Genomic DNA, 21617 nt, shown 5'->3' with positions numbered 1-21617 from the left:
TTTAATTTTAATATTGTCAATTTTTCCGTTTTCTGCTGTTGTGTTACTTAATCAAGTAAAAGGGGCTTTGCCCCTAAGTCGCTCCGCGACTTTTACCCCTATTTAAGTAAGGTGGTGCGTGGATAAACCACCACACCACCTTACTTTTTTACCAACAACATTATTTTTACTACTACTAAAAATAGCGTAAAAGTCCGTTAACCATTGCTAAAACTAAAATAGAACTTAACATAATCTTAAATGTAATATCAAAAGCAAACAAATTACCAATATTATTAAACAATTCAGAAACATTACTAAACACATGTACTATTCCATTAACAAATTTATAAATTTCTTTCATACCAGGCAAATTATTTACAATCCAAATTGCCGCATTTTCAATATGAATATCTAAACGATATCAAGCACCTTTTTTATAAGGTAATTGTCAAATTTTTCCATCATTAAGTTCACCACTTCAATCAGTGGCATTATAAAGACTAAAATTAAAACCATTAATTGAAATAGACCTATCCTCTGTTAATCTAGTTGTATTAAATCTAATTACATTAAAACCTTGATATTTTGTTCTATCTGTCATATCTAATAATTTTATTGATTGAGTTCATTTATCATTATTAGAAGGTAAAATATCAGTCTTATAATCTCAATTTGAATAATAAGAAAAATAATCATTAGTACTATTTATCGTATAAGCATTATATAATTGCACTTGTGGTTTTAAATAATAAATATCTGTATCAGGAAATCTTAAAATATTAAAAACCATTGATTTTGGATATAATAAAAAACCATTTTTTACAAAAAAGACAAAACCTAAATTACCATTATCAGATGTAAAATAAATACATTCTCTAAAATTAGAAATATCAAATATAACTCTTAAAACATTAGAATAAAAATAATCCAAAATTAGAAATAAATTATCTAACGAATAAAAATCTTGTTTAACATTATCAACAAAATAATTACTGTTAGATTTTTTAAGAATATCCATATTAATCAATTCTTTATAATTAAAATTTAAAACTAAATAATTCATATCAAAATGTTTATAACTTTGATTGGCAATAATCGGCATAAATAAATATTCTATAATTTCTCAATTAAAAGTAAATTCATATTTTATATTGTTTTTATAAATAAAAATATCTAACAATTTATTTGGCGTTTTATAATCTATTATTAATCTACCCAAAGAACCCTTAGAAATATCTTGTGAATTTCAACTTAATAAATAACTTCAAGCAACATTTTTAATTTTATTAAATCAATAATTACTATCATTTTTATCAGCACTTACATTTGGAATAAAAGGAGTTTCAACACCAAAACTAAATGCATAATTACTAGGGTCTAAACCTTGCATAAAATAATCTTGTCGTAGCATTAAAGTAGACTGAAAATCATATTCATTTGCTTTTGCATAAGTTAAATCACTAAAACTATCATTATTTCTTGTTTCTACTTTACAAACATTACTAATATAATTTACAGCTGTAACACTACAAAAAAGAAATATTCAACCAAATATTAAATAAAAAATAATAAATATATATAATAATCGTTTTCGCATTGTTTTAACCCCCTAAACAATAAAAATAATTCTAATACCCATAATAATAATTCCAAACGCGATATATAACTGAAAAATAGGATGTGTCGCAATAATAAATAACTGTGCCACTAATTTATAAAAATCATTAGTAGACTGCAAATAATGTTTAACAGTTGAAAAACCTAAATCTGTTGCAACAACAATATTAGCAACAAAACCAAACCCAACAGTTAAACCAATAACAAAGAAAAATATTAACTTAATCATATATAGACCCCCAACTTATTTTTTTATTCTTTGAGTTGTATGTACTCTTTTAAAACCTTGTTCTCTTGTTTTTGCTTGTTTTGCTAGACTTGATAACTGTTGTTTATTACGATTATTTTTAAATTGTTTACGGTCTTTAAAATGTTTTTGCATACCACGACCAGTTTGAAAAACAAACGACACACTGCCCTTAACGCCTCTTGCTACACTAGAACTTGCTTCTAAACTTGCACGAGAAACTGAACTTAAACCACGAGAACTATTAACTAATAATAAAACAACATTTATAACACCACCAATTACTCAAATTACAAATAAAGGAATATTTGTACCCGGCAATTTTAATGTTCACATTCAGTCCATTATTTTCATAAAAATATCAACTATGGTATTAATAGCACCATTTCATACATCATTAGCAAATAAATTAATCATTATTTATAACTCCCCCAAATTTTTTAATAAATGTTCCATACCCATCTCTCTTAATTCATTAAGCGTAATATCTTTTTTAACAATACTAGGTCAATTTTGTTTAATATAACTTGGTACTTTATCATTTTTTAAATCACGTACAAATTTTAAATATTTACTATCATATTGCATTGCAATAGATAAAGGGATTGTTATCTTAACAAAATTAATACCAATATCTTTATTAGATTTTTTGCGAACTCTTTTACCGTTTGCTGTTCGTTTAACTGTTTCTGTTTTTCATACTAAATAATCATCTAAATCATCAAAAAAACCTATTTTCATTTTAAAATAAGGAAAAAATATACTTGGTTTAATACATTGCATAGGAACAATAATCATATTAGTAATTTCTCTATATTCAAATCAATTTTGATTAATTCGTTGTCCAGCAAAAATAATATTATTATCAAATTGACGACATAATAAAAAATATGGAATTAAACCATTAAACTTTTTATTATTTTCTTCTGGTTTAGCACCATTCATATATAAAAATATTTCATCAAATAAAATTAAACTATCGTTTGGTGGTATCTTATAATTTTTATTTTTAAAATCCAAATGGTTTAAACCTAAAACTCCAATTTTTTCATCATTAATAAAATAATTAGAATAAACATTATCAAACTTAGCAATTTGCGATAAATAAGTCATCAATAAAGTTTTACCAGTACCCAAAGCACCATTAATAATTGATATTGGACTACTTTTAACAATTTTAATTAATTTCCGTGTTTGGAAAAGATTACTAAAAAAAGACCAAAAGAAAATAATATTAAAAATTACTAAAAAAATAAAAAGAATAATATCTATAACTGATGTAGAACTAAAATATATAAACTGTAAATTAAAACAAACAATAAAAAAATAGAACAAAATATTTGCCATAAATCAATTTACATATCAATAAGAAACTTTAATATTTTTTTGTCTTCTAAATAAATTAAAATAATTTTTAAACATATATCTACACCACCAATCTAATTGTTTTATATAAAATAAATATTGATAATCAAATTAAGAAAAATACTACTAATCAAACACCTATCATAATCACTGCATAAGTAGTATTATCAATAGAACCACCAACAAAGTTATCAATTTTAGTTTTTGGAATAAAATAAAAAATCTGCAAAAGTCCTTGATATATTCGTTGCAAAAAAGTATTTCAGTCCATTATTTTATTCACCTAAAAATACAACTCAAAATTAAAAATAACATTCCAAAAACAAGTATTAAAAATACAACAAATATAACAATATCTAAAATAGGAGGATGATTAACTCCAAAAATAATTGTCATAAATTCATAATATAAATCTCACACACTTCGCATTTTTCTTATTCCTTTCCTAAATGTTAATTACTAAAATCAAGATTAGAGTTTATTATTAAATATTAATAACCGTGGATTAACTTTCTGATTGTTTCAATTCCTAAAACCACAAACATTAAAACTAACGGAATAATTAATAACATATGTGACCCTAAAAAAGTAATAAATCAGTTAGTAAATGTAATCGCTCAATCAGCAAGAATAGCAGCAAAATCGCCTATTTGCTTAATAACATCAGCGTCACCCGCTAAAAAATTTACATTCATCAATAACACCTCACTTAAAACACTTTCTATTTAATAATAAAACCTTCGCATACTCTAACCTTGATTTTAGTAATTAACATTAAAAACTAAAATCAATTTTTATACTTGCGAAGGTATTTGATTGATATTAACTTATTCAACAGACTTATCTGCTTTTTTAATTTTTCGTTTTCCCCATTCTTTAAATTCTACTTTTTTAGAACAATGCGGGCAAATTAAATATTTATTTTTAAATCTAAATATTGTATTAACTGTTAAAAAAACTAATAACATTAACATTGCAATTACTAAAATAATTGTTGCAAAAACAGTCGTTACGGTCATTAATTATCACCTTTACTTTCTATATTTAACATATAATTTTTGACTTGCTCCACTAATAATTTAAAATGTTGTTCTTCCATAACACCAATATCAATAACATTATGATTAAGATACAATTTAATTGCTTTTCTTAACATAAATAATGGTATTTTAATAGATAAACATTGATGTATAACATTAACTAAATATTCTAATCGCTGTTTATATAATTTAGTTTGTTTTTTCATTAAAAAACTCCAACATAAACAAAAAACAATATAAACCAAACAACTAATAACAAACAAAAAACTATAAAAATAATTCAATCTCAATTAATATTTAATTTATTTTTATTCTTTTTCATATTAATTTTTCTTTACTATTGCTCAATGTTCATTATTAATTTCATTTGATGAAACTGGATATGACCTTAACATTAATTCCTCTAATTTAGCAATTAATTTATTTTTATTTTTTGTCATAATCTAACCTAGAATAATAATTATTAATTAAAGCAACATTTTCATTAACACAATTTCAACAATAACGAGACCCATTTTCTCAAACAGTATCATTAATACAAACCATACATAACTGTTGTTGCATACTAACTATTGCTTTCTGATATTGCTGAATTATTAGAATATTTATTAATAAAATCTTGTTGTTTATTGTATGGAACAACTTTAACAACGCTAACTTTGTTATATTTTCTTCCCGTTTTTCTATCAGTGACAACCGGAAATTTAATATCAATTAAATAATAATTACCTTTTTTCATTTCTGGTAATTCATTAGCCAATTTACTTTCTTTTCAAACCCACGAAATTATATATTCGTCTGGCATTGGCATATCATCTTCATCAAGTTGCATAAAGGTAAAGATATCAAAAAATAAACCTTTATTATCATTTTTTTCACCATCTTTTTCTTTACTATCCATTTGATGGTTAAAATCAATTTGAGCTAATAATACTTTATACATAATAAAGTACTCCTTTCTTCACTTAATTAAGTAAATAAAGGTTTCATATAGTTTAAAACTTTAAATAATTATAAATGCTAAAAATAAATTAACAATAATTAAACTTATTAAAAAAATATTCTATTAAAAAATGAATGTAAATATAAATGCAAAATAAAAACATTTACCTATATTTAAAGTTTCGTGGATAGAAACCATTTATTTTGGTTTGAATACTTAAATATAACTAAATGTTATATATAATATTCTAATTTAATTTTACATAACAAAATGAATATGTCAACTACTACATATTTCAAAGCAAAAATAAATTTATTTATAAATTTACATTCCCAACTTGTTTTTTTTTTTTTTTTTGTTTTAATTAATTATGTGGTATAGGTTGTGGATAGTCTATACTGCACGATTAGTACTTTCCATTTGGAAGGTACTTTTTTTAATGTACCTTTGTTTACCTAAATTAAGGTATTTATCATATTTTTTCCGCGTTATATATCTATCTAAATCAGTTATTTTATGAAAAAATCGAAATATTTTTTTATCATATGGGATATATTCTTCCATTTGTCAAAAATAATCACTATGTCAATCACTATCAATACTAATACCTAACATATGCTTTTTTTGTTTATCAGCAAACATATAAAAATGTTTTACACCACACAATGCCATTTTTAATTCTTCTTTTGTCATTTCAATAACACCAACTTTAACAACTGGGTCAGTACAATTTGCACTAAAACGATATGCTTTAATGTTTAAATCATAAATATTTTTTGATTTTTCTTGACTATATGATTTTACAACATATTTAGCAACATATTTACTAACAAATTCATTAGTACCAGTTTCAACTGGTAAATTTTTATTATATCCATAAGGCCAATATTTTCTTATTAATTTATTAGGAATATATTCACTAAATATAATATGAAAATGGACTGCTCCGCGTTTTTGATACTCATAAGCAACTAAATATTTTAAATTTTCATATTTATTTTTTTTGTATTTAGAAAAATGATACTTTATTTTTTGAATAAACAATTTAAATTGATAATTTGCTTTTTTAACATCTTGTAAATTTTCAGCATAAGTTAAAGTAGTAAAACCTAAATTTTGACAACTATTAAAGTTATGGATTGCTTTTTGAATACAATTTCTCTGTGAACGAACACGACTATTTAGTAATTTAGTTTCATTTTTACCATTATTTTTAATACCAGTTGGATTTCCTTTACCAAAATTATTAATACATTCTAACGGCAAAACAACTGTTTTAATATAAGAACCATAATATACTTTTTTAACATAATATTTTTCATTAATATAACATTCTGGGTTTATATAGGGTTTATATAAATTTTCCCCTGTTAAACGATTATATGCATTTACATTTACATTCATTTTTTTATTTCCTTTCTAAAACAAAAATAAAAAAACATTTACCTATATTTAAAGTTTCGTGGATAGAAACCATTTATTTTGGTTTGAATACATTAAACATTTTAATAAATGTTTTTTAATTCTAATTTAAATTATATTTTTAATTTTTCACATTGTCAATTTTTTTATTTTTCTTGATTTTTTTTCATTTTCATAAATTATAAAATTATTAAGATTAATTAATCATAGAATTGGAGGAATTATTATGCCATTAGTTAATAAACCAAGTGGAATAAAAAGTATAAAAAATTTAGGAAAAATAAATGAAGAAACATATGGAAAAATAGTTTCTATTACCACAACTAACGAAAAAATTGGTAATTTAGAAAAGACCGTAGTTTTTGTTGCTACTGATAAAGGATATATTTTAAAAATTAGTTAATTTTTCTTAAAAACTCTGTTTAATATACAGAGTTTTTTAGTTTACTCTATATTATTTTTTTCTTTCTGCTGTTGTGTTACTTAATCAAGTAAAAGGGGCTTCGCCCCTAGGTCACTTTGCAACCTGTACTGTAGGTCAACATTTTAAAATAAAATCATTATTAATATATTTATTAAAAATAATATGAAAATGAACGGCACCGCGTCCTTGATATTCATAAACTACTAAATATTTTAAATTTTTATTTGTATTTTTTTATACTTAGAAAAATAATATTTTACACGTTTCAAAGTATTAAATTATTATCAATAATTTAAATATAAAAACAAATTAAAAAGAGACTTTATCTAAATATTTTTTCAACCAAATTATAGACAATGATTTAAATACCTAGATGTAATCTTTTTTTACAATCTAAGTTTTAGAATAACATAGTTAACTTTTTTGTCAAATAAAAAAGTAAGAATTAGGGTCAAAATAATAATTCTTACATTACTCATTATATATATAGAAGGGGAAAAGAAATAAAAAAAGCGAAGGTTTAATTTTGATCTTTTCGAATAAAAATACATTTATAGTTTAATGTTTTTTATTATTATTTATATTTATTATTTATATTATTTATTATTTATATTATTTTTTTAAATCTCATTCACTTAAATTTCATCTAAATTTATTCTCATATTTTTTATTTTTAGTGTAAAAATTAATAGTGTAAATAATATATTCGGATACTTTTTGTATTCTTGAATCTTGTTTTTTAAAAAAAATATCACTATTTTCTTTTAATTTAATTTCTGCATAACCATTAACATATTCATAATTAAAATCTTTATCTTCTAAAAAGATATCTATAATCTCTAAGTTTTCAATAAATATTTCTTTAGAAAAAAATCTTTCATTTTTCTTTTTTAATTCATTAAATATTTTTTCACTACTAACTTTATTTATATATCCAATGTTTGTACTACTAATCATGTTCTGTAAAGTTGGTGCTTTTTTTTGATTATTTGGCATCATTGCCATTAAAGGTGCTGCTCCACTTGTTGTTATAGCTGTTGCTCCTATTAAACTTAAAATTTTTTTCATAGCTAATAATTCCTTTCTTTTTGTGTTTATTTAATACATATACTTTTATTATATTTATCATTTTTATTTTGTCAATTTTTCTTGTTTCTCCTGTTGTGTTACTTAATTAAATTATTAATTTATTTTATTATACTTCATATTAAACTTTAAAAAAGTTTAAAAACCTTAAACCTTATTTTCTAATTCCTAATTTTTCAATGATTGCTTTATATTCATTAAAATCAGTTTTGGTTAAATATGCAAGCAAGTGTTTTCTTTGTGCTACTTTTTGCAATAAACTTCTTCTTGATACAATATCTTTTCGATGTACTTTTAAATGTTCATTTAAATTATTAATATCTTCTGTTAAGATTGCAATTTGAACTTTTGTTGAACCAGTATCTTTGGCATTTTGACCAAACTTTATAACTAATTCTGCTTTTTTTTCTTTTGAAACCATTACTATTTTCTCCCTTCATTTAGTGGCTTATTTATGTTAAAACAAAGAATTTAAGAAAGGGTTATCTTAAATCAACGAAATAACAACCTCATTAATATTATGCTTTTTTAGCAAAAAAAGCAAGGGTATTAACTAAATCTTGTTCTAAAAGCGTAACTAATTCTACTAAATTATTAATTTTAATATTTTCTCGAAGATATTTTTTAAAATAAACAATGATTTCCTGACCATATAAATCCAAATTAGCATTTAGCAAATATGTTTCAACAACTTCTTTCCCTTCAAATAACCGATAAGATGTCATTGAAAGATAAATTTTACCTCGTGCTAATGTTTCTGTTACATAAACACCATAGGGTAAAATTACTTTTTGTGGCAAATAAATATTTGCCGTTGGAAAATTAATTTTTCGTCCTAATTGTTTTCCTGGTTTTACTTCTCCACGTAAATTATAATCTTCATACAATAATTTATTTGCTGATGCTAAATCATATTTTAATAAAAAATTTCGAATTATTGTTGAAGAAAACAAATTATTTTGGCGATTAATTAAATAAACATTTTCTTGACCAGAAAAAGCAATAATATCATTAAAATCCCCTTTACGATTTTTTCCAAACCGAAAATCAGAGCCAATGACAATTTTTATAACATTAAATTGTTTTTTTAAAATTGTTAAAAATTGTTGTGCAGATAAATTTATAAATGCAGTATTAAGCGACACTTCTAAATAATAATTAAATCCTAATTTTTCAACAATTTGTTGTTTTGAATGATTATCTACTATTTTTGTATTTGTTTGTTGAAAAAAATCACTGACACTTTGTGACATAGTAAAAAATAATGTTGCAAGGTTATACTGTTTTTTAATTTCCATTAAACGTGTAATTAATTTTAAATGACCTTGATGAAACCCATCAAACAAACCTAAACAAGCAACTTTTGGTTTCTTATAACTTGGCTTATTTCATACTAAAATTTTCATTAATAATGATCATCCTTCTCTCTGTAATCTTGGTTTTTAGGTTCAATATGTCCTCATAATCCACGTTGACAGGCATAAACATGTTTTCCAATATGTTTATAAATTGCTAAAACATTTTTATTTTTATTAATAATAAAAATAATTGGGTCAGTATGATTAATAATAACAATAGGTTTTCCTTGCCGAATTTCTTCATCATGATGATAAAGCAATAATTGTTGATTATTAATAAATAAACCATCATACATCGATATTAACTCATTAAAATTTACTGCTTCAGGGTTAATTGCTTTAGATAGCATAAAATTTCCTGATTGCGTACGGCATAAAGCTGTAACAGTAGCAATAGTATTTAATTTTGCCGCAATATCAATCACTAAACTTCTAATATATGTTCCTTTAGTACATAACACACTAAATTTAATTGTATGATTATGTGCATCATATTTTTTTAATTTAATTGCCTTAATTGTAACAGTTCGTGGTTTAATTTTTACTTCTTTATCTTGGCGTGCGTACTCGTAAAGTTTTTTACCATTAACTTTAATAGCAGAATATTTTGGTGGATATTGTTCATACATAAATCCATTAAATTCATTAAAGATTTTTTTTAATATTTTCTTTTGAATCTTAAATGGTGCTGTTTCATTAAGCACATTCCCAGTAATATCACCAGTATCTGTCTCAACAAATAATCGCATTTCAACATCATACGCTTTATCTGCTGTTAACAAATATTCACTCATTTTCGTAGCATTATTCACTAAAACAACTAACATTCCTGTTGCTAATGGGTCTAATGTTCCTGCGTGACCAATTTTATTAATCTGCAATTTTTGTTTAATTTCTTGAATAACCTGATTACTTGTTTTTCCTGTTGGTTTATTAATTAAAAAAATACCGTCATGCATAATAACCACCCCGCTTCCTGAAATATTATATCACTTTTTAATATATTCATAACACTGATTAAAAAAGTACCTTATTTTTATCGTATTTTTTACAAAATTAATTGATTATTAGAAAAATATAGTTTATGATATTTATGTATGAAAAATAAATATTGTTACATTTATATCTTTCTTAAATTATTCTAGTCTTTCATTTTATGCTAAAATTTGTATTTTGTGACAATATTTAAATCTAAAATAATCTTAAAGTTTGTTTTTCATACGTTTTTAAAAATTAATTGAAGTTTCTTATAGGCTGTTCATTTTTCTTCAATTAATTTTTTTTATTTGTATAAAACAAAAAAATACTTTTAAAATCTTGCAATTTCAAAAATGTATGTTATTATTAAAAATGTCTTAAGTAGACAAATAAGTAAATCAAAATAAGAAAATTGGACATTTTAGGTAATCTTTATTTTTTAATAAAATAAAGCAACGAATACAGATAAATGTATTAAATACCTAAATGGCCTTTAAAATTAATAAAATATCTCAAAAAATATAAAAAATAGGACTCTAGTCCTATTTTTTATATTAATTTATTATCTTGTAAAATGGCAACTAATCCTTTAAAAAGTAAATCTTTATCATAATGGTAAGTAACTAATTTTTTAATGTAAACAGCATTGCCTCCTGTTAAAATTACTTGTGGTTTTATTGCTTCAGTTGCAAGTTGGTTAACAAAAGCAGTAATTGCTAATAAATGACCATTGACTAATCCAATATTGATTGCTTGTTTAGTATTTTTTCCTAAAGTCGCATTGTCATAAGAAAAATTAAATTTTTGTAATAATTGTGCCCGTTCAAATAATGCTTCTGCTGCTGTTTCTAAACCTGGCATAATAATTGTTCCTAAGAGAATTCCTTGTTTTAGTAATGAAATTGTTGTTGCTGTTCCCATATTAACTAAAATAACATCTTGTTTAGGAAATAAAACTAATGTTGCATATGAACCAACAATTAAATCAGCACCCAGATTGCAAAGATTAGTAATGTCTGTTTTTAATCGCTCAGTAAACAAATTTTTTTTAACTTGATAAAAAGGAATTTTTAAATCTGCAACTAATTGATAAAATAAATCATCTCACATTGGCCGAACAGAAGATAAAGCTAATAATGTAAGATCTGTTAAAACTAATTTTATTGTACTTAAACCAGTTATTATTTTTTGCCGAAAATTCTTTTCATCAACTAATTCGCTACTAGACATTGTTAAAAAAACAATAATCTTTTTTTGAGAATTAAGAATTGCAAATTTAATTGCTGTATTACCAATATCAACTAATAATTTCATTACTGTGTTCTCTCCTTTATTAATTCACTAATTGCTGCTAAAATTTCTTTTACAATAATAATTTTGTTTTGACTACGAATTAGTTGATGCCCTTTTTTGTTAATAAAATGATTTCATTTTGATCATTATCCATAACATTAATTTAATTGATAATAATTAAATTTAAATTTTTGTCAATTAACTTTTTACGAGCATAATCTAAATCAAAATTATTTTGAGCACTAAAACCAACTAAAATTTGGTGCTGTTTTAACTTACATAATTCAGATAAAACATCAACATTAGGAAGTAATGATACAGCAAGTTGAGGATTTTTTCGCTTGCTAATTTTTCCTTTAATAGGAACCGCAACTTGATAATCATTTAAAGCAGCGCACGCAATATTAATGTCTTGTTCTTTATACGTTTTTAACATTGCTGTTAACATTTCATTGTTTGTATTTGCTTTAACATGTTCATAATAAATTGGAAAATCACAATCATCAACAATTGTTGTTAAAGAACAGTTTGTTCATGTTAATACAGTATGCGATGCATTTCCCATTTTCCCGATCGAATTATTTGTCAAATAACGAATATCATCTAAATATGTTTTTGTTCGCCCAAAATTAAGCATAACTTTTTTTATCTTTTCACAATTTTTTTCAAACTAAAAATTGGTTTATTTCCTTTAAAACATCTTCTCATTCTCAGGCACGACCAATCCCAATCATATTGAAAGCAAGCATTCCTAAACGAAGTTCATAAATTTGATTCCCATCTACTATTAATTGTGCTAAATTCCGTAAATTAGTTGGTGATAAATACATTTTACTATTCATTGCAGGAAAAATCATTTTATAACTTTGAGTATCACTATATACTAAACTCGCTAACGTATTTGTAAAACCATGAGCAATCTGAGCAATAAAGTTCTATGTTGCTAGGTAAACAACAAATAAATCAGCTTGCTCAGCGCAATTGTAATATGTTTTGATAAGTCTTTTTTATCATAATATTGTTTCATAAAAATTTAGGTTTTTGCTGTTGTTGGTCAATTCTTTAAAAATTTTAAAGCATATTGTGTTAAAAGCAATTCAACATCATATTCTTTCTTCAATGCTTCATATAAATGAAGACCCTTATGAGCAGCAATGCTTACCGTAATAACTAAAATAATTTTTGCCATCTTAACACCTCACTCATTGTTATAATTATATAATTAAAAATCGATATATTAACATAAATATATCGATTTTTAATTATTACCTTGTTGTTTTCTTTGCAAAAAAACAGCCTGCATTCTTCGTTGCGATTCGGAAATAATTCCTTCTACTAATTCTTGTCATTGTTGTTGCTCTAAATAACGGCAATAAAATTTACGAATAATATTTAATCGTTTACCATAACGTTATTGGGCAAAATATTTTACCTTTTTTAATATTGAAATATAGGCATATTTTAAATCTAATGGTTTTTGATAAATTTTTTGATAAACCTGTGAATATTCTTTTAATTAACTCGGTTATCTTATATTCTAAGGCTTTTGTTCGTTCAATAATCATTCGTTTTAAAATTTCATCTTTTTGTGTTGAATTATATTTTGAACTTTTCATAACATAATACAATTTTATTTCTAATGCTAAGACATGATTATTATGTGATATAATTTTTTCATTATTCACAATCATTGATAATTCACGAATAACATTATCATAAAATTGGCTACAATTGTTCTCTCCTAAAGTTGACATTTTTTAACCCCACATAATAAATAGTTTTTAAATCCTTATAAATAGTTTCAATCAAGTACCTTTCTCATAATATAGTATTATACCGTATATTTATTATTTTTAATTAAAAAATTAACTAGGAAAAGTTCTAATTCATAGTTTTTATCCTTTAATTATCATTACCAATAACATAATCATCATTTTTTAAGTTATCAACAGAAGTCATAATAGCTTGCAATCGCATATAATAATTTGATGATGAAATAATTGGATATTTTTTATCAAAATAAACCTTAATATATGTCAATTTTTTACGATAAGTTGTTAATCATTTATGTGCAATTAAATTTAGTTCCTCCATAATCTCTCGTTGATTAACACTTATGGCATCTTTTCGTTTTGCCGGATCCAGTTTTTTAAATAGACCTGTTGCTTTTTGTTTAAAATTAATTGCATAATCAATAAAACCAACTACCCCTGAAATTTTAACTGGTGTAACATAAATTCCTAAATCATGATTACGGCAGTAATCATACTGAATTAGCGAAAAATTAGTATTTTTAAACTCTGATTGAACATAATTTAAATCATTAAATTCTTTAATATTATAAATTTTAAAATCCACATAATAATCATATGGTGTTAAAAAGCAATTATTGGTATATCAACTATAGCGTGAAATTGATTCAAAAATTTCTTCTTCAATAAATTCCAATTCACGAAAATAATATGTTTCTGTTTTTCAAAACCGTTCTAAAATATAAAAAATTAATTCTTCACCATCAATATTATTTAAAAATCAATTTTTTTGAAAATTAATATTACGATACTTCATTAAATCTTGTTTTTCAATCCGCTTATTAATATCAATTTTTTGTAAATAATTATCATATCTTTTTGTAAAATATTCATAAAACCATCGTAAAGTTAAGGTATATAAAATATAATAATATGGAAAATCATTTTTCAAAACAAACTTAATAAGTTTTATTAATGTTCGTAATAAATTATTAGAAATCTTATTAGCTTTATTAAAACCATGGACAACTTGAATAACATTATCATTTTTTTCAATTCCATTTCGTCAAAAAATATATGTTAATTCTCCCTCTGTTTTTTTTTTATAACAAAAAGGAATAATTCTTACAATAAAATTAATTTCATCGTTAACTTGATATTCTAAATAACCATCATTTTGACTATCCTTGATAACTGTTCCTTTGGTAATATTTTTGCGCATTTCATTTAAAACAACTTGAAACATTTGTTCACGTAAGCCTGTTTTATTTTTAGGATGATACTTAATAATGGCTAATTCTAACTCTAACTTGTCATATTTTGTTAATGTTTTAAAACCATATTCACCAAGAGCAATTGTTTGATAACCTAATTTTTGAAAACTATTTTTATAAATTCTAAAAATTTCCTGCATTTTTTTTCGAATATTAGTTGCTAAATTAAGTTGTTTACTAACAACACTATTTAATTCTAAAAACTTTGCTTTTTTCTGCATTAAGTTCGCCCCTATTTTCTACTTAAAAATATTATAACAAAAATTATTTAATATTTATAATCTCATCATTCACAACATCAATGCTAACAGCATTAGGAACTTTATTTAAACCCGGCATCGTAATAATATCTGCTAAATAAGCAATAAAATATTCTGCTCCTGAATTAATTTTTAAGTCACGAATAATAATTTGATCATCATAAAGATTTTTATTACCAAAAATTGTTTGATGATTTTTAGCCATACAAACTGGTCAATGTTGATATTTTGTATTTTGTTGATAAAAATCAATCTTTGTTTGTGCCAAGGGACTAAAAACAATTTTTGTTGTTTGATAAATTTTTGTACAAATTATTTTAATTTTTTCAGTAAGCGATGTTGTTGATGGATTAAATAATAATTGATATTGTTGTGGTTTTTCAATTTCTTTAAGAATAATTTTAACCAAAGTTGGATTATCTTTAATTCCGAAATGATATGTATTATTAATTCCAAATGGAATTTTTTGTTTTTTTAACCATTCAGTCACGACAAAAATTTCTTCAGGAGTGTCAGTTGCAAATTGATTTAAACAAACAACAAAATTTAAATGGTAATTTTGAATAATTTTAATATGATATTGTAAATGTTCTAATCCTTTTTTCAAACTACCTAGATCAGCTGTTGCTAATGTTGTTTCAATAGCACCACCATGTAATTTTAATGCTCTAATTGTTGCTACTAACACGGTACAATCTGGTGTATATTCCTTGTTTAAATTAATAATATCATTAAATTTTTCAAACCCTAAGTCACTCCCAAATCCAACTTCACTAACAACATAATCACTTAATTTTAATGCTAAATTTGTTGCAATTAAAGAATTTGTCCCATGGGAAATATTTGCAAATGGCCCACAATGGATTAATAATGGTGTACCATATTTTGTTTGTGCTAAATTTGGCAATAAAGCATTTTTTAATAAGGCTAATAATGAACCCGTAATTTTTAATTCGTGTAGGTAAATTGGTTCATTATTCAAATTATAAGCAACTATTGCTTGGTCTAAACGACGACGTAAATCATCAAAATCTTTACTTAAACCTAAAATCGCCATAATTTCGCTAGCAGCAGTAATTTGGAAATGTTCTGAACGATGTAATTTATCATTAATTTTTATTTCAATATTTCGTAAAGCACGATCATTAACATCCAAACAACGTTGTCAAACAATTTTTTTAGGATCAATTTGCAGTGGATTTCCTCAATAAAGAAGGTTATCAACCATAGCACTGACCATATTATTTGCTGTTGTAATTGCATGAAAATCACCAGTATAATGTAAATTAATTTCATTTTCTGGTTCCATAATGCATTCGCCGCCACCGGTTGCTGAGCCTTTTAATCCAAACACTGGTCCTAACGATGGTTCTCGTAATGCTAAAGTTGTTTGATATCCTAAATGATTCAACATATCAGCAATACCAATTGAACAAGTTGTTTTTCCCTCTCCTGGTTTGGTTGGATTAATTGCTGTGACTAAAATAAACTTTGCTTTTTTAGGTAAATTAATAAAATTAAAGGCTTTTACTTTTGCCATATAATCACCATATTTAATTAAGTCATCATCTATTAAATTAATTTTTGTTCCAATTGTGATAATTTTTTCCATTTTCTTTTACTCCTTTTAATTAATAATGTCCTATTTTTAGGAAGTGTCAATAATTTTGGTAGTATTCATTATTATTGGGTTTTTAATAAAATTAAGTAATTAAAAACAAATTAAGTTTTACTTATGAGTTTTACTTATGACTTAAATGATAACAAAATTTATAAAAAATTCAACTTTTTAAAAAAAATAATTTTTAATTAAATAAATAATTTTATAAAATTATGAATTTTGCCACAATAAAAAGTACTTTTTAAAGTTATTACTAATTTTAAAAAGTTTTTTATAAAGATAAAAATTGGTTTTGTATTTGATTTAAATAAAAAATATTAAATTTAATTTAATGAATAATTATATTTTATGTTATCGTTCTGAAAAAGGTAATCGCCATTATAAAACTCTACTTGGCGAATATCTTCGTGCCATAGATCGGTTATTCATCTTTAAGCATCAAAATATTAAGTTTTAGTATTGCATTATTCATCAGATAGTATCTTTAAAATTAAAAATTAACCTATTTTTCCCTACAAATTAGTTAATTTTTATAATTTCCTTTCTGTGATTTATTATATTTTTTCGGTTTAACAATTAATAATATCATTTTTAATAAAGGTACTATCTGATGAATAATGCAAATAAAAAATCGCTCTAATAAGCGATTACTTTAATTTGTATTTAATTACTTTATTTATATTTTTTATAAAAAATAAGCTTTTTTCTTACTACCATAATTTTTAAACACGATGCTATTTTAAAAATGCTAAGATTTTGTATTTAATTATTTAACTATTTCATATACAATAATTTATATACAGGTATTTTAACATAGAAATATTTTAGCATAGAAAAGAGCAAAAATTTAATGGATAAAACAAAAATAATTGATGGGAAAACGGTTAGTGAATTAATCAAAGTAAAAATAACTAAACAAATTTTAAAAATTAAGGCAAAAAAGCAACGTCTACCTGCCTTAACAATTATTCAAATTGGTAATAATAAAGCTAGTACTACTTATATTAAAAATAAAAAAATTGCTTGTGAAAAAGTTGGCGTTACTTGTAATGTATTAAATTATCCAGATAGTATTGTCGAATCAGCTTTAATAAAAATTATTAATGACTTAAATAATAATTCTAACATTGATGCAATTCTTGTTCAACTTCCATTACCAAGGCATATCAATAGTGAAAAAATTATTAACACAATAACAACTAAAAAAGATGTTGATGGGTTTACTCCAGAAATATTAGGCAATTTAATGCTTGGACATTATAACTTATTGCCAGGGACGCCCAAAGGAATTATCGCCCTTTTAAAACACTACCAAATTCAATTAGCAGGACAGCATGTTGTAATTATTAGCCGTAGTAACATTGTTGGTAAACCCCTTGCTAATCTTTTAATAAATGCCTCAGCAACTGTAACAGTTTGCCATTCACAAACAAAAAATTTATCTGTTTTTACAAAACAAGCTGATATTTTAATTTCTGCCTTGGGGAAAGCTAAATTTGTTACAGCAGAGATGATTAAAGAAAATGCTATTGTGGTTGATGTTGGAATTAATCGTGATGAAAATAATAACTTATGTGGTGATGTTGACTTTAATAATGTTTTATCAAAAGTAAAAATGATTACCCCTGTTCCTGGCGGAGTTGGGCCAATGACAATTGCCGCATTATTAGAAAACATCTTATATCTTTATCAATTAAATCAAGAAACATGCTTGGTACTTTGATAAGGTTTCTTATTTTAAATTTTGCAAGATTGCTTCAATATTATTCGAATTTTCTAATGAATGATCAAAAACAAATTCTAAATCCGGACAACGATAAATTTCTAATTTATGCGCTAATTTACTTCGAATTTCATTTTTATAATTCTGAACAATATTGTGAAGTTCTGCCTCTGATTTATTTAATAATGATGAATAATAAACCTTTGCATGACTCAAATCATTTAATAATTTTACAGCATTAATTGATATAGTATTTAAAATTTCATCACGAATTTCTCGTTGCATAATAATTGTTAAATCACGGGTAATCAAAGATTGCATTCTTTCAACTTTAATTTTATTTGCCATTATCTCACCTTTTTCTAACTTACTAGCATTATAACAAAGCATTTTATAAAAAAAATAATTTTATTAATAAACAAAATTATTTTTAAAAAGAACTGAAAAAGTATTAGATGTCATTAAAAAAAACAATTTTTATGTGATAGTATGTAAAATATACCAAGGAGGGACTATGAAACGTTGAAATTATCGGATTTGATACAAAGATTATCTCTGATATTATAAAGTAATAATTGCCAGTTTAGCTTTTGGATTTTTAACTTATGGATTTTACATGGATATTTTTAAAGAATTTTGATATGTAAAAGAAACAAAACTTACTAGTTTGAAAAATTATGACATCTTATTAAGTTTTTATTCTGTTCAAGTTAATATCATAACTATTACTTGGTTAATATTAGCAATTTTTAATCATCATCGTGAACAAAAAAGTTGATTTTTTTCAACTAATGCTAAATTAAGTATTTTAAACTGAAATTTATTAATGTTTTTTATTTTTTGAATTGGAATTATTATTGATTATAAAAACGGAGAAGTAACAATTTCTGAATATAGTAAAGCACAAATTAGTTGTACTGTTGTTACTCATTTTATTATGCCAATTCTCTTTTTTGGTTATACCTTCTTGTCATTTAGTGATCATCGTCTTAGTTGAAAAAAAGACTTTTTACAAAAAGATTGATGAATTAGTTTAAGTTATCCATTTTTTTATTTAATGTATGTTATTGTGCGGGCAGCAGCTTGAAAACGAGATGGCAATATTACTTGAACATATCCTTATCCATTTTTAGACATTGATAATCCAATTATTTCAGGATTATCAAGAGTACAAGCAGCATGTTTTATTGCTTTTATTTTTATTATTGTTTTTACTATTTTTCACATTAGTTTGCATAGTCTTAACAATGGTATATACCGTGTTTTTAATAAAAATCAAAATAAAAAAAGAAAATAGTGATAAATAAAGTTATTTATCACTATTTTCTTTTTGCAGTTGTAATAAAATTTATTATTGCTATTAAATATTCCGTTGAATTATGATATATTCCGCGAACATGATAACAATCAAAAACAATTCGACGACTAATTTTTTGTTTTTCATACTTACGCTTATTCTGATAAGCTACCCGCCCCATTATATATGGTGTTGCATGATCTTTCTTATTCAAGATATATAACACTGGTAATTTTGCTAATGCTTCCAGATTCTCACCAGGATTAATTTTTTCTGGATCATAACCGCGTGCTTCAATGGCATAACGACGAATTGCATAATAATGTTCATAATAATTAACTTTTGTCTTTAACATATAATAACGATATAAAACATTTAAATTAATAATTGTTGAATCTAAAACAGCACTATTAATTAATTTATTTTTATCAAATGCAAATTTTAAATATTCCATAATAACAAAAGTTCCCATTGACCAACCATGGAAATTAAGTTCCTTTAATTTTGGATCAATTTTAGTTTGTAAAAAATCAACTACTGCTGCTAAATCATATTTCTCATAGTAACCCATTGTTGTCATTTTAGTAGTTGATTCGCCATGATTTCGTTGGTCAAAAACAAGAATATTATAACCTAATCGAAGATAAATTAAACCAAAAAAAATTGCACGGAATTTATGTGAATTTAATCCGTGAACAACAATAACTCATTTTTTATTGTTGTCATTTTTTAATCATGAACGAATTGAAACTCCTTTTAACATCACATCTTCATAACCAGGAATATCATATTTCTGAATATCTCATTTTTGTGCTAATTCATCAGAAGTTAATGCCATTGTTTCAAGATGCAAACGCTTGGTTAAATCCATAATATACTTTTTACAATATGCTTCTAAATCATTATCAGTTTTTTTTCATCAAGTATGATGAGTTAATAAAAATCGTTTGTCATGAAAAGCATAAAATATTTTAATATAAATAGCATTATTATGCATATATTCTTGTAATTGATCATCAGGAACAAGATGATAACTATGGTCAGTAACAAAATCTTGTTCAAAATCTTCCTCATCTTTATGTTTCTTGACCATCCTACTGTAAATCCTCCTTCGTGAAGCCATATGGTAGTAAATCTTTAATTGTTAAAACATATGATTCACCTTTTTGATTATAAATTTCAATTGGAATTCGATGATCAACTAATTCTCATAAAAATTGCCGGCATATTCCACAAGGAGAACCTGCTTGTTTACTGTCAGTATATAAGTAAAATTTTATAATATCTGTTTTACGATAACCTAACGCATAAAACTGAGCTAAAGCTATCCGTTCTGCGCAAATCGTAGCAGCATATGCTGCATTTTCAACATTAACACCAATAACTTCTTTACCATCTTTTAACAAACAAATTGCACTAACACGAAAATTTGAATATGATGCATAAGCTTTTTTACTTAATAATTTTAACTTTTCAAAATAAGTTGGCATTTCATTAACTCCCCTTTTTAACTAATGTGTAAATATAACTTAATAACATCCACCAACGGTGGTAACATTATTAATAATCCAATTGCAATTGCTAAAATAGAATTAATTAATGTTGCCGCGGCACAAATATCTTTAATTTTTTTTGCTTTAATATTATATTCAAATGATAATAAATCAACAAAATTTTCAACCATTGTATTAATTAACTCAAAACCAATGACAATTCCAATGGTTAATAATAAAATTGCTCATTGAACATATCCAAACTGGTTAGGAACCATTTTTTGTAATCAAATTCCCAGACCAATAACAACTAATGACACAATAAAATGAATAATTAAACTTGATTCTTCTTTAATTGCTGTATAAATTCCACGAAAAGCATTTGAAAATTTATTCCGTAATTTAAAAAATATTTTTTTCTTGACTGGTGACTCTTTTGCCAT

29 protein-coding genes and 1 pseudogene are annotated in these 21617 nt (G+C 24.1%); 4 read left to right on the top strand and 26 right to left on the bottom strand.

Translation table 4 applies throughout. The features are described 5' to 3' along the window. Nucleotides 1–175: 175 nt before the first annotated feature. The 10 genes from SKUN_RS08795 to SKUN_RS03345 all read right to left on the bottom strand — a co-directional run bounded on the left by SKUN_RS08795 (nt 176) and on the right by SKUN_RS03345 (nt 6598). Nucleotides 176–1579: a spiroplasma phage ORF1-like family protein gene (locus SKUN_RS08795; RefSeq protein ID WP_053390852.1), complete on the bottom strand. Its 1404-nt coding sequence runs from the start codon at nt 1577–1579 to the stop codon at nt 176–178. Nucleotides 1580–1591: 12 nt separating this feature from the next. Next, complete coding sequence (locus SKUN_RS03385) at nt 1592–1828, bottom strand: hypothetical protein (protein WP_053390851.1); 237 nt, start codon at nt 1826–1828, stop codon at nt 1592–1594. 15 nt (nt 1829–1843) lie between these two features. Next, entirely contained in the window at nt 1844–2263 is a 420-nt protein-coding gene (locus SKUN_RS08345; RefSeq protein ID WP_083436082.1) for a hypothetical protein, read from the bottom strand. A 3-nt stretch (nt 2264–2266) separates the two neighbouring features. Further along, on the bottom strand, nt 2267–3268 hold the full coding sequence (locus tag SKUN_RS03375; protein WP_053390850.1) for a hypothetical protein: 1002 nt from the start codon (nt 3266–3268) through the stop codon (nt 2267–2269). A gap of 4 nt (nt 3269–3272) precedes the next feature. Beyond that, entirely contained in the window at nt 3273–3482 is a 210-nt protein-coding gene (locus SKUN_RS03370) for a DUF2649 family protein (protein WP_053390476.1), read from the bottom strand. A gap of 220 nt (nt 3483–3702) precedes the next feature. Beyond that, nucleotides 3703–3906: a hypothetical protein gene (locus SKUN_RS03365; RefSeq protein WP_053390477.1), complete on the bottom strand. Its 204-nt coding sequence runs from the start codon at nt 3904–3906 to the stop codon at nt 3703–3705. Nucleotides 3907–4038: 132 nt separating this feature from the next. Next, a complete protein-coding gene (locus SKUN_RS03360) occupies nt 4039–4230 on the bottom strand; it encodes a hypothetical protein (RefSeq protein WP_053390478.1) in 192 nt (63 codons plus the stop codon). Continuing rightward, nucleotides 4230–4457: a hypothetical protein gene (locus SKUN_RS03355; RefSeq protein WP_053390479.1), complete on the bottom strand. Its 228-nt coding sequence runs from the start codon at nt 4455–4457 to the stop codon at nt 4230–4232. The genes SKUN_RS03360 and SKUN_RS03355 overlap by 1 nt, the downstream gene beginning before the upstream one ends. Nucleotides 4458–4816: 359 nt before the next feature. Further along, nucleotides 4817–5194, bottom strand: coding sequence for a hypothetical protein (locus SKUN_RS03350; protein WP_053390849.1), 378 nt, complete (start codon nt 5192–5194; stop codon nt 4817–4819). A gap of 393 nt (nt 5195–5587) precedes the next feature. Next, nucleotides 5588–6598 (bottom strand): rolling circle replication-associated protein, encoded by a 1011-nt coding sequence (locus SKUN_RS03345; protein WP_053390848.1) that lies wholly within the window; start codon nt 6596–6598, stop codon nt 5588–5590. 244 nt (nt 6599–6842) lie between these two features. Between SKUN_RS03345 and SKUN_RS09175 the strand changes: the two genes are divergently transcribed. Then, on the top strand, nt 6843–7019 hold the full coding sequence (locus SKUN_RS09175; RefSeq protein WP_158500753.1) for a hypothetical protein: 177 nt from the start codon (nt 6843–6845) through the stop codon (nt 7017–7019). A 51-nt stretch (nt 7020–7070) separates the two neighbouring features. Here the strand turns inward: SKUN_RS09175 and SKUN_RS11880 are convergent. From SKUN_RS11880 to SKUN_RS03300, 12 genes and pseudogenes are all read right to left on the bottom strand, one after another. Continuing rightward, nucleotides 7071–7259, bottom strand: a pseudogene (locus SKUN_RS11880) (rolling circle replication-associated protein); the annotation flags it as partial. 393 nt (nt 7260–7652) lie between these two features. Next, nucleotides 7653–8108 carry a hypothetical protein gene (locus tag SKUN_RS03340; RefSeq protein ID WP_053390847.1) on the bottom strand — a complete coding sequence of 152 codons (456 nt, stop codon included), beginning with the start codon at nt 8106–8108 and terminating at the stop codon, nt 7653–7655. A 172-nt stretch (nt 8109–8280) separates the two neighbouring features. Beyond that, nucleotides 8281–8547: a 30S ribosomal protein S15 gene (gene rpsO, locus SKUN_RS03335; RefSeq protein ID WP_053390846.1), complete on the bottom strand. Its 267-nt coding sequence runs from the start codon at nt 8545–8547 to the stop codon at nt 8281–8283. Between the two features lie 97 nt (nt 8548–8644). Continuing rightward, on the bottom strand, nt 8645–9532 hold the full coding sequence (locus SKUN_RS03330; protein ID WP_053390845.1) for a riboflavin kinase: 888 nt from the start codon (nt 9530–9532) through the stop codon (nt 8645–8647). Continuing rightward, the gene (gene truB / locus SKUN_RS03325; RefSeq protein ID WP_053390844.1) at nt 9532–10443 is read right to left on the bottom strand and encodes a tRNA pseudouridine(55) synthase TruB; all 912 of its coding nucleotides are present in this window, start codon (nt 10441–10443) and stop codon (nt 9532–9534) included. The genes SKUN_RS03330 and truB overlap by 1 nt, the downstream gene beginning before the upstream one ends. A 568-nt stretch (nt 10444–11011) precedes the next feature. Then, nucleotides 11012–11776, bottom strand: a complete 765-nt coding sequence (locus SKUN_RS03320) for a type III pantothenate kinase (protein ID WP_053390843.1) — start codon at nt 11774–11776, stop codon at nt 11012–11014. Nucleotides 11777–11918: 142 nt separating this feature from the next. Further along, on the bottom strand, nt 11919–12392 hold the full coding sequence (locus tag SKUN_RS10545; protein ID WP_235511342.1) for a phosphopantothenoylcysteine decarboxylase: 474 nt from the start codon (nt 12390–12392) through the stop codon (nt 11919–11921). Then, nucleotides 12385–12642, bottom strand: a complete 258-nt coding sequence (locus SKUN_RS11275; protein ID WP_268794891.1) for a flavoprotein — start codon at nt 12640–12642, stop codon at nt 12385–12387. Before SKUN_RS11275 ends, SKUN_RS10545 begins: the two co-directional genes overlap by 8 nt. A 146-nt stretch (nt 12643–12788) precedes the next feature. Continuing rightward, nucleotides 12789–12944: a flavoprotein gene (locus SKUN_RS11270; protein WP_268794870.1), complete on the bottom strand. Its 156-nt coding sequence runs from the start codon at nt 12942–12944 to the stop codon at nt 12789–12791. Between the two features lie 211 nt (nt 12945–13155). Beyond that, the gene (locus tag SKUN_RS03310) at nt 13156–13509 is read right to left on the bottom strand and encodes a hypothetical protein (RefSeq protein WP_235511341.1); all 354 of its coding nucleotides are present in this window, start codon (nt 13507–13509) and stop codon (nt 13156–13158) included. 148 nt (nt 13510–13657) lie between these two features. Then, the gene (locus SKUN_RS03305) at nt 13658–15001 is read right to left on the bottom strand and encodes a hypothetical protein (protein WP_053390842.1); all 1344 of its coding nucleotides are present in this window, start codon (nt 14999–15001) and stop codon (nt 13658–13660) included. A 43-nt stretch (nt 15002–15044) separates the two neighbouring features. Further along, a complete protein-coding gene (locus tag SKUN_RS03300; RefSeq protein ID WP_053390841.1) occupies nt 15045–16652 on the bottom strand; it encodes a formate--tetrahydrofolate ligase in 1608 nt (535 codons plus the stop codon). Between the two features lie 340 nt (nt 16653–16992). On the opposite strand from SKUN_RS03300, the gene SKUN_RS11265 reads away from it, so the two are divergent. After that, the gene (locus SKUN_RS11265; protein WP_268794869.1) at nt 16993–17118 is read left to right on the top strand and encodes a hypothetical protein; all 126 of its coding nucleotides are present in this window, start codon (nt 16993–16995) and stop codon (nt 17116–17118) included. Nucleotides 17119–17511: 393 nt separating this feature from the next. Beyond that, entirely contained in the window at nt 17512–18387 is an 876-nt protein-coding gene (locus SKUN_RS03295) for a bifunctional 5,10-methylenetetrahydrofolate dehydrogenase/5,10-methenyltetrahydrofolate cyclohydrolase (protein WP_053390840.1), read from the top strand. A 6-nt stretch (nt 18388–18393) separates the two neighbouring features. On the opposite strand, the gene rbfA is transcribed toward SKUN_RS03295, so the two are convergent. Next, on the bottom strand, nt 18394–18732 hold the full coding sequence (gene rbfA, locus SKUN_RS03290; protein WP_053390839.1) for a 30S ribosome-binding factor RbfA: 339 nt from the start codon (nt 18730–18732) through the stop codon (nt 18394–18396). 166 nt (nt 18733–18898) lie between these two features. Between rbfA and SKUN_RS03285 the strand changes: the two genes are divergently transcribed. Then, nucleotides 18899–19681: a hypothetical protein gene (locus tag SKUN_RS03285; protein WP_053390838.1), complete on the top strand. Its 783-nt coding sequence runs from the start codon at nt 18899–18901 to the stop codon at nt 19679–19681. A 22-nt stretch (nt 19682–19703) separates the two neighbouring features. On the opposite strand, the gene SKUN_RS03280 is transcribed toward SKUN_RS03285, so the two are convergent. Genes SKUN_RS03280 through SKUN_RS03270 form a run of 3 tightly spaced genes read right to left on the bottom strand, consistent with a single transcriptional unit; the run spans nt 19704 to nt 21617 of the window. After that, nucleotides 19704–20774: an alpha/beta hydrolase gene (locus tag SKUN_RS03280; RefSeq protein ID WP_053390837.1), complete on the bottom strand. Its 1071-nt coding sequence runs from the start codon at nt 20772–20774 to the stop codon at nt 19704–19706. Nucleotide 20775: 1 nt separating this feature from the next. Further along, on the bottom strand, nt 20776–21171 hold the full coding sequence (gene cdd / locus SKUN_RS03275) for a cytidine deaminase (RefSeq protein WP_053390836.1): 396 nt from the start codon (nt 21169–21171) through the stop codon (nt 20776–20778). Nucleotides 21172–21188: 17 nt separating this feature from the next. Continuing rightward, a complete protein-coding gene (locus tag SKUN_RS03270) occupies nt 21189–21617 on the bottom strand; it encodes a diacylglycerol kinase family protein (RefSeq protein ID WP_004028208.1) in 429 nt (142 codons plus the stop codon).

Origin of the sequence: Spiroplasma kunkelii CR2-3x (assembly GCF_001274875.1) — a bacterium.
Lineage (GTDB): Bacteria > Bacillota_I > Bacilli_A > Mycoplasmatales > Mycoplasmataceae > Spiroplasma > Spiroplasma kunkelii.
Note: the sequence above shows the minus strand (reverse complement) of the source record. Positions and strands in the feature narration are given on the sequence as shown.